Below are 8,186 nucleotides of genomic sequence, written 5' to 3'. Positions count from 1 at the left end.
CATCATGCCGCGCTGCTTCATGCGGCCGGCCTTTTCGCCCGCCTCGTTGCCAAAGCCCCAGAAGAAATCCGCCCGTACCGCTCCTTTGATAGCGCCGCCGGTATCCTGCGCGATCACCAGCTGCTGCAAAGGCGTATTGCTGTTCGGCTGGGTAGTGGCCAGGAATACCGGCGTCCCCAGCGGCACGAACTGCTGGTCGACCGCGATCGAGCGCAGCGGCGTCAGCGGCACACCTTGCGCGCCTTTCGGTCCCTGGCTAGCATCCAGTACTTTTTCCTCCTTGAAGAAGACATAGCTCGGATTGGCGTTCAGCAATTCCTGCTGGCGGCCGGGATTCGCTGCCAGCCAGCCCTTGATGCCCTGCGCAGAAGCCTGGGCCAGCGTCAATTCCCCCTTGTCCACCAGATAACGGCCGATCGAGCGGTAGGGATAACCGTTCTGGTCGGCATAAGCGACCCGCACGATGCTGCTGCCGTCATTCATCTGCACCCGGCCGGAACCCTGTACCTGCAGGAAGAAGGCATCGATGGGATCGTCCACCCACAGGATTTCCTTGCCGGCCAGGGCGCCGGATTTATCCAGCTCGGCGCGGCTTGGGTAAGGCACCACCTTGTTGCCGACCAGGCGGCCGCGCAGGCGCAAGCCCTTCAGTTCCGGATAAATGCTGGCCAGGTCGACCGTGATCAGGTCGTCCGGCGCTCGGTAAATCGGTGTCTGGTAGGGGCCGCCGCGCTTGCGCGAGCCTTTCAGCAGCGGCTCGTAATAGCCGGTGACCAGGCCGTTGTCGCTGCCATCGGCATTAACAACCTGATAAGGCGTGAAAAACGACTGGAAGAAAGTGCGGATCGCTTTTTCGTTGCCGGCGTCCAGCCCGGCGGCGATGGCGCATGGCTCCTTCCAGTCAGCTTTACGGGCTTGCGTAGTGCAGGAAGTCAGGAATGCCGGCAGCACCTGGCGCAAATCGTCGTTGCCCCAGCCCGGCAAGGCTGCAAAAGTGGTGGCGCGCAGGTTGGCGCCGGGGGCAGCCGATGGCACGGCGGGCGCTGTCCCGTTGCCTGGACGCGGCGTTTCCTGCGGCGGAGGGGTAAGAGAAGTAGTCGTACAGGCAGCTAAACTGAATCCGATAATCAAGACAGAAACGGGTAAACTGAGACGTTTAAATAGCATTTAGGATTCTTTATGTGGTTAGTGGCTCTCGAAGCTTGCTTCGCCTTCTTTGTATTCGCATTCATTGTCTGGTGGACCATGTTTTCCGGCCGTAAACCGGATCAAACCCCGGATCAAACCCCGGATCAAAAACAGGGGCAAAAGCCGCCAAGCAAATCGCTACCGCCAAAAGACGACAAAAAAGAGCAATAGTTCAAAACACCAGGCCTCAATGCAGGGTGCGCGGCAGCGACAGGATGAATTCCGGAATGCGCGCCTCGAACTGCTCGCCGTCTTCGGCCACGCAGAAATATTCGCCCAGCATCGAGCCCTGCGGCGTCGCCAGCGAAGTGCCGCTGGTGTATTCGAACTGCTCGCCCGGCTGCAGCAGCGGCTGATGGCCGACCACGCCCAGGCCGCGCACTTCTTCCACATGATTGTTAGCGTCGGTAATGACCCAGTGGCGCGAAATCAGCTGCGCGGCGACCTGGCCGGTATTCTTGATCGTGATCGCATAGGCAAAAACGAAGTGCGAACTGTCTGGCTGGGATTGTTCTTCCAGATACTGGGTTCTGACAGTGACGGTGAATTCATAGGCGGCCATGCTGGTTTCCTCGGTTGATGCTTATATATAAGTATTCGATATGGCGAACGGCCCATTGCACACGAATTTCTGCCACGGCGCAAGCTGCAACGACGCCTGAGGCGGGGCTAAAGGGTAAAATAGCGATCTTTTGCGCCTTTCCCTGGACAGCCTCATGCCAACCTACCGTATTGCTCCAAGCATCCTCTCCGCCGACTTCGCCCGCCTGGGCGAGGAAGTACGCAATGTCGTCCGCGACGGCGCCGATATGATCCACTTCGACGTCATGGACAACCATTACGTGCCGAACCTGACCATCGGCCCGCTGGTGTGCGAAGCCATCCGCCCGCACGTGCAGGTGCCGATCGACGTCCACCTGATGGTCAAGCCGGTAGACCGCATCATTCCCGACTTCGCCAAGGCCGGCGCCAACATCATCACTTTCCATCCGGAAGGTTCGGAGCACATTGACCGATCGCTGCAACTGATCCGCGACCACGGCTGCAAGGCCGGCCTGGTGTTCAATCCCGCCACCTCGCTCGATTACCTCGACTATGTGATGGACAAGATCGACATCATCCTGATCATGTCGGTCAACCCCGGCTTCGGCGGCCAGTCGTTCATCCCGGAAGCGCTCAAGAAAATTGCTGAAGCGCGCCGCCGCATCGACGAATCGGGGCGCGACATCATGCTGGAAGTCGACGGCGGGATCAAGATCGAGAATATTGCCGCCGCCGCCAAGGCCGGCGCCGACACCTTCGTGGCCGGCTCCGCCATCTTCGGCAAACCGGACTACAAGGCCGTCATCGACGACATGCGCGTGCAGCTGGCAAACGTATGACGACAGCAGCAACGACGCCGGTGGTGCTGAGCGGCATCGCCGCCGCCATCATCGACCTCGACGGCACCATGCTGGACACGGCGCCGGATTTCCACGCCGCCGTCAACCGCATGCGCGCCGAGCTGGGCCTGGCGCCGCTGGCGCAGCAAACGATTGTCGATTTCGTCGGCAAAGGCAGCGAGAACCTGATCCGCCGCGTGCTCGGCGTCGACTACCCTGCCGCCCAGGTTGAACAGCATTTCGAGGCGGCGCTGGATTCCTACCAGCGCCACTACGCCGTGGTCAACGGCAGCCTTGCCACCGTCTATCCGGGCGTGGTGGAAGGATTGCAAGCCATGCGCAAGCAAGGCTTGCGGCTGGCCTGCGTCACCAACAAACCTCTGGAATTTGCGGTCGCCTTGCTGGAAAAAGCCGGTTTGCGCGACTATTTCGAAGTGGTCTACGGCGGCGATTCCTTTCCGAAAAAGAAACCGGACCCGATGCCGCTACTGGCCGTGTGCGCAGATTTCCAGCTGCAACCGGCGCAGGTGCTGGCCATCGGCGACTCCAGCAACGACGCCCAGGCAGCCCGCGCGGCCGGTTGCCCGGTATATAACGTGCCTTACGGATACAATCACGGCGAGTCTATACAAAATGTCGATTCCGATGGTATAGTCACCTCGCTGCTTGTTGCAGCACAAAATATCAGCCACTGAACCGGCTGACACAGGTTATCGAATTACAGCTTACTGAATTACAGCTTATTTTAAGACTGCCCTATCTCTCATGTTTTTCAACAAAAAACTTCATGTCCTCTTAGCCGCCCCCGGGGCCTGGCTATGGCGACGCTGGCAATCCTGGGCTCACTGAACCCACCGATAGCTGCTGCCTGAGTATTTACGGACAAAGTCATTCGCCACACTGTGGCGACACACTTGCCCCCGATATTTAAAATTCAGGCAACGTTTTTTGTAGTGAACCACCGCTGTTCTACAATAGCGGTCTGGAGAGAAACATGACCGAACTCGAATTCAAATCGCTGGCCACGCAAGGCTACAACCGCATCCCGCTGATCGCCGAAGCCTTTGCCGATCTCGAAACCCCGTTGACGCTGTACCTGAAGCTGGCGCAGACCCAGCAGACCGGCAAGAACACCTTCCTGCTGGAATCGGTAGTCGGCGGCGAACGTTTCGGCCGCTATTCCTTCATCGGCCTGCCGGCGACCACGCTGCTGCGCAGCTATGGCACACGGATCGAAGTGCTCCAGCATGACAAGGTCATCGAAACCCGCGAAGGCAACCCGCTCGATTTCATCGCCGAATTCCAGGCGCGCTACAAAGTTGCGCTGCGTCCTGGCCTGCCGCGTTTTTGTGGTGGCCTGGCCGGCTACTTCGGCTACGACACGGTGCGCCATATCGAAAAAAGGCTGGCGCACTCGACCCCGAAAGACGATCTCGGCCTGCCCGACATCCAGCTGCTGCTGACCGAAGAACTGGCGGTCATCGACAACCTGTCCGGCAAGCTGTACCTGATCGTGTATGCCGACCCGACCCAGCCGGAAGCTTTCTCCAAAGGGCGGCAACGCCTGAAAGACTTGCGCAACATGCTGCGCCGTCCGGCCGATGCGCCGGTCACTTCGGCCTCGGTGCGCACCGAAACCATCCGCGAATTCAAGCGCGAAGATTATCTGAAAGCCGTCGCCAAAGCCCAGGAATACGTGATGGCCGGCGACCTGATGCAAGTCCAGATCGGCCAGCGCATCAAGAAACCCTATGTCGATTCGCCGCTGATGCTGTACCGCGCCTTGCGCTCGCTGAATCCGTCGCCGTATATGTACTTCTATAATTTCGGCGACATGCAGATCGTCGGCGCGTCGCCGGAAATCCTGGTGCGCAACGAACAGACCTCGGCTCCCAAGACCAACGGCGAAGCCAAACGCACCGTCACCATCCGGCCGCTGGCCGGCACCCGCCCGCGCGGCAGCACACCGGAACAGGATGCGCAACTGGCCACCGAACTGCTGGCCGACCCCAAGGAAATCGCCGAGCACGTAATGCTGATCGACCTGGCCCGCAACGACATCGGCCGCATCGCCGAAACCGGCAGCGTCAAGGTCACCGACCAGATGGTGATCGAAAAATATTCGCATGTGCAGCACATCGTCTCGAATGTCGAAGGCGAGCTGAAATCCGGCCTGTCCAACCTGGATGTGCTGAAAGCCACCTTCCCGGCCGGCACCCTGTCCGGCGCGCCGAAAGTGCGCGCCATGGAAATCATCGACGAGCTGGAGCTGACCAAGCGCGGCATCTACGGCGGCGCCTGCGGCTACCTGTCGTTCGGCGGCGAAATGGATGTCGCCATCGCGATCCGCACCGGCGTCATCAAGGATGGCATGCTGTATGTGCAGGCCGCGGCCGGCATCGTTGCCGACTCGGTGCCCGAGATGGAATGGCAGGAAACCGAAAACAAAGCCCGCGCAGTACTACGCGCAGCGGAACAGGTACAAGACGGTCTGGATGGAGAAATCTGATGCTGCTGATGATAGACAACTACGATTCCTTCACCTACAACCTGGTGCAATATTTCGGTGAACTGGGTGAAGACGTGCGGACCTACCGCAATGATGAAATCACGCTGGAACAAATTGAAGCACTGAAGCCGGACCGCATCTGCCTGTCGCCAGGCCCGTGCAGCCCGCGCGAAGCCGGGATTTGCGTCGACTTGCTGAAACAGTTTGCCGGCAAGCTGCCCATCCTCGGCGTCTGCCTCGGCCACCAGGCCATCGGCGAAGCATTTGGCGGCAAGGTGATCCGCGCCCAGCAAGTCATGCATGGCAAGACCTCGCCGATTACGCATACCGGGGTCGGCGTCTTCAAGGACCTGCCTAGCCCGTTTACCGTGATCCGCTACCACTCGCTGGCAATCGAGCGTGCCTCGATTCCAGCCTGCCTGGAAATCACCGCCTGGACCGACGACGGCGAAATCATGGGCGTGCGCCACAAGGATTACGATATCGAGGGTGTGCAGTTTCACCCGGAATCGATCCTGTCGGAACATGGCCATGCGCTGCTGCGCAACTTCGTCCAGCGCACCGCCTGACGCGGCGCTAGCTGTTCGCCGGCGCCCGCCACAGCGGCGCCGTCTTTCTCATTCCCGGTAAGGACATCATGCCAATCACCGACCAAGAAGCGCTCTTGCGCTGCATCGAGCACCGCGAAATCTTCCACGACGAAATGCTGTCGCTGTTCCGCCGCATCATGAAGGGCGAAATGTCGCCGCTGATGATTGCGGCGCTGACCATGGGCTTGCGCGTCAAGAAGGAAACCATCGGCGAAATCGCCGCCGCCGCGCAAGTCATGCGCGAATTTGCCACACCCGTACCCTGCCGCGACACCAGCAATCTGGTGGATATCGTCGGCACCGGCGGCGACGGCGCGCAAACCTTCAATATTTCCACCGCCTCCATGTTCGTGGCCGCCGCCGCCGGCGCGCGTGTCGCCAAGCATGGCGGCCGCAGCGTCTCCTCCTCGTCCGGCAGCGCCGACGTGCTGGAATCGTTCGGCGCCAATATCAACCTGACGCCGGCCCAGGTGGCGCAATCGATAGAACAGACCGGCATCGGCTTCATGTTCGCGCCCAACCACCATGCAGCGATGAAGCATGCGGCGCCGGTGCGCAAGGAACTGGGCGTACGCACCATTTTCAATATCCTGGGACCGCTCACCAACCCGGCCGGCGCGCCAAATATCCTGATGGGCGTATTCCACGCCGACCTGGTCGGGATCCAGGTGCGCGTCCTGCAACGGCTGGGCGCGCAGCACGCGATCGTGGTCTGGGGCCGCGACAACATGGATGAAGTCTCGCTCGGCGCCGGCACCATGGTGGGCGAGCTGGTCAACGGCGAAATTCGCGAGTACGAAATCCATCCGGAAGATTTCGGCCTGCAGATGACCGCCAGCCGGAACTTGAAAGTATCCAACTCAGTCGAATCGAAGGCAAAAGTACTGGAAGCGCTGCAAGACCAGCCGGGCGCGGCGCGCGATATCGTCGCCATCAATGCCGGCGCTGCCCTGTATGCAGCCGGCGTCGCCAGTTCGATCGCCGATGGCCTGGAGAAAGCCCGCGCAGCGATCGCTTCCGGTGCCGCCAAGGCTAAACTCGATCAGTTCGTGCAAGCCACGCAAAGCATCGCCACCGCCGGCTGAATACCGTCATCAATATCGTAGCAAGGAACAACGCCATGTCAGATATCTTGAACAAAATCCTCGACGTCAAAGCGGATGAAGTCGCTGCGGCGAAAAAACAGCAAGACTTTGCCAGCCTGCGGCGCGAAGTCGAGTCCGATACCGAAGCACGTGCCGCCCTGCGTGGTTATGAAGCAGCGCTACGCGCCAAGATCGCAGCGGGACATGCCGGCGTGATCGCCGAAGTCAAGAAAGCATCGCCATCCAAGGGTGTGATCCGCGCCGACTTCCGCCCTGCCGAAATCGCTGTCGACTATGCCGCCCATGGCGCGGCCTGCCTGTCGGTGCTTACCGACATCCAGTTTTTCCAGGGCTCGCCCGAATACCTGAAACAGGCGCGCGCCGCATGCAATTTGCCGGCGCTGCGCAAGGATTTCATGATCGATCCTTACCAGGTGTACCAGGCGCGTTCCTGGGGTGCCGACGCTATTCTGCTGATCGTCGCCGCGCTGGACCACGGCCTGATGGCGGAAATGGAAGCGGTCGCCCATGAGCTAGGCATGAGCGTGCTGGTGGAAGTGCATAACGCAGAGGAACTGAACGCGGCCTTGAAGCTGAAGACTAATCTGCTCGGCATCAACAACCGCAACCTGCGCACCTTTGACACGTCGCTGCAGACCACGCTGGACCTGCTGCCGCACATCACGCCGGACAAGCTGGTCGTCACCGAATCCGGCATCCATACCAAGGATGACGTCAAGCGCATGCGCGACGCCGATGTCCACGCTTTCCTGGTGGGCGAAGCCTTCATGCGGGCGGAACATCCGGGCGCCGAGCTGGCCCGCCTGTTCGCCGGCTGAAGCCGGCGAACAGCCTAGAACGCCGGAATCAAGGAACCCTTGAATTCGGCTTCGATGAATTTACGCACCTCTTCCGACTGATAAGCCTTGACCAGTTTTTTCACCCAAGGCTTATCCTTGTCTTCTGCCCGCGTGACGATCAGGTTGGCGTACGGTCCCTTGGCATCCTCCACCGCAATCGCATCGCGCTGCAATGACAATCCCGCCTTCACCGCATAGTCGTTGTTGACCGAAGCCGCCGCCAGATCGTCCAGCGAACGCGGCAGCTGCGCCGCATCCAGTTCCACCAGCTTGAGTTTCTTCGGATTGGCGATGACGTCCAGCGGCGTCGCGTTGACGCCGTTTTCGCCGACACCCGGCTTCAGCTTGATCAGGCCGGCTTTCTGCAACAGCAGCAGCGCCCGGTTGCCGTTGGATGGATCGTTCTGGATGCCGATGCTGGCGCCCGCCGGCAACTGGTCCACCGTCTTGTATTTCTTCGAATAGATGCCCAGCGGCGCCGTGATGGTCAGCGCGACCGGCACGATCTTGTAGCCGCGCGCCTTGATCTGGCTGTCGAGGAAGGGCTTGTGCTGGAAGGCGTTGGCGTCCAG

Annotated in this window: 10 protein-coding genes; 7 read left to right on the top strand and 3 right to left on the bottom strand. The window is 60.4% G+C overall.

Annotation, left to right across the window (positions count from 1 at the left end; all coding sequences use genetic code 11):
* Window positions 1–1,167, bottom strand: a 1,167-nt coding sequence (locus tag VNZ65_RS07500) for a murein transglycosylase A (RefSeq protein WP_325667596.1), incomplete at its 3' end; no start/stop codon positions are given.
* Between the two features lie 12 nt (window positions 1,168–1,179).
* Here VNZ65_RS07500 and VNZ65_RS07495 point away from each other — a divergent pair.
* Window positions 1,180–1,359, top strand: a complete 180-nt coding sequence (locus VNZ65_RS07495; protein WP_325667594.1) for a hypothetical protein — start codon at window positions 1,180–1,182, stop codon at window positions 1,357–1,359.
* Between the two features lie 16 nt (window positions 1,360–1,375).
* Here VNZ65_RS07495 and apaG read toward each other — a convergent pair whose 3' ends face one another.
* Complete coding sequence (apaG, locus tag VNZ65_RS07490; RefSeq protein WP_325667593.1) at window positions 1,376–1,750, bottom strand: Co2+/Mg2+ efflux protein ApaG; 375 nt, start codon at window positions 1,748–1,750, stop codon at window positions 1,376–1,378.
* Between the two features lie 154 nt (window positions 1,751–1,904).
* Between apaG and rpe the strand changes: the two genes are divergently transcribed.
* The 6 genes from rpe (at window position 1,905) to trpC (ending at window position 7,593) form a co-directional block, all read left to right on the top strand.
* Window positions 1,905–2,570 carry a ribulose-phosphate 3-epimerase gene (gene rpe / locus VNZ65_RS07485; protein ID WP_325667591.1) on the top strand — a complete coding sequence of 222 codons (666 nt, stop codon included), beginning with the start codon at window positions 1,905–1,907 and terminating at the stop codon, window positions 2,568–2,570.
* Complete coding sequence (locus tag VNZ65_RS07480) at window positions 2,567–3,265, top strand: phosphoglycolate phosphatase (RefSeq protein WP_325667589.1); 699 nt, start codon at window positions 2,567–2,569, stop codon at window positions 3,263–3,265. The genes rpe and VNZ65_RS07480 overlap by 4 nt, the downstream gene beginning before the upstream one ends.
* Window positions 3,266–3,564: 299 nt before the next feature.
* Entirely contained in the window at window positions 3,565–5,079 is a 1,515-nt protein-coding gene (trpE, locus tag VNZ65_RS07475) for an anthranilate synthase component I (RefSeq protein ID WP_325667587.1), read from the top strand.
* Window positions 5,079–5,648 carry an aminodeoxychorismate/anthranilate synthase component II gene (locus VNZ65_RS07470; protein WP_038485518.1) on the top strand — a complete coding sequence of 190 codons (570 nt, stop codon included), beginning with the start codon at window positions 5,079–5,081 and terminating at the stop codon, window positions 5,646–5,648. Before trpE ends, VNZ65_RS07470 begins: the two co-directional genes overlap by 1 nt.
* Before the next feature lie 68 nt (window positions 5,649–5,716).
* Window positions 5,717–6,754: an anthranilate phosphoribosyltransferase gene (trpD, locus tag VNZ65_RS07465; RefSeq protein ID WP_325667585.1), complete on the top strand. Its 1,038-nt coding sequence runs from the start codon at window positions 5,717–5,719 to the stop codon at window positions 6,752–6,754.
* Window positions 6,755–6,789: 35 nt separating this feature from the next.
* A complete protein-coding gene (gene trpC / locus VNZ65_RS07460; RefSeq protein WP_325667583.1) occupies window positions 6,790–7,593 on the top strand; it encodes an indole-3-glycerol phosphate synthase TrpC in 804 nt (267 codons plus the stop codon).
* Between the two features lie 14 nt (window positions 7,594–7,607).
* Here the strand turns inward: trpC and VNZ65_RS07455 are convergent.
* The coding region (locus VNZ65_RS07455) for a MetQ/NlpA family ABC transporter substrate-binding protein (RefSeq protein ID WP_325667581.1) at window positions 7,608–8,186 on the bottom strand (579 nt) is incomplete at its 5' end.

The organism is Collimonas sp., assembly GCF_035566555.1.
Lineage (GTDB): Bacteria > Pseudomonadota > Gammaproteobacteria > Burkholderiales > Burkholderiaceae_D > Collimonas.
The sequence above is the reverse complement of the archived record's forward strand: the minus strand, read 5'-3'. Positions and strand labels throughout refer to the sequence as shown.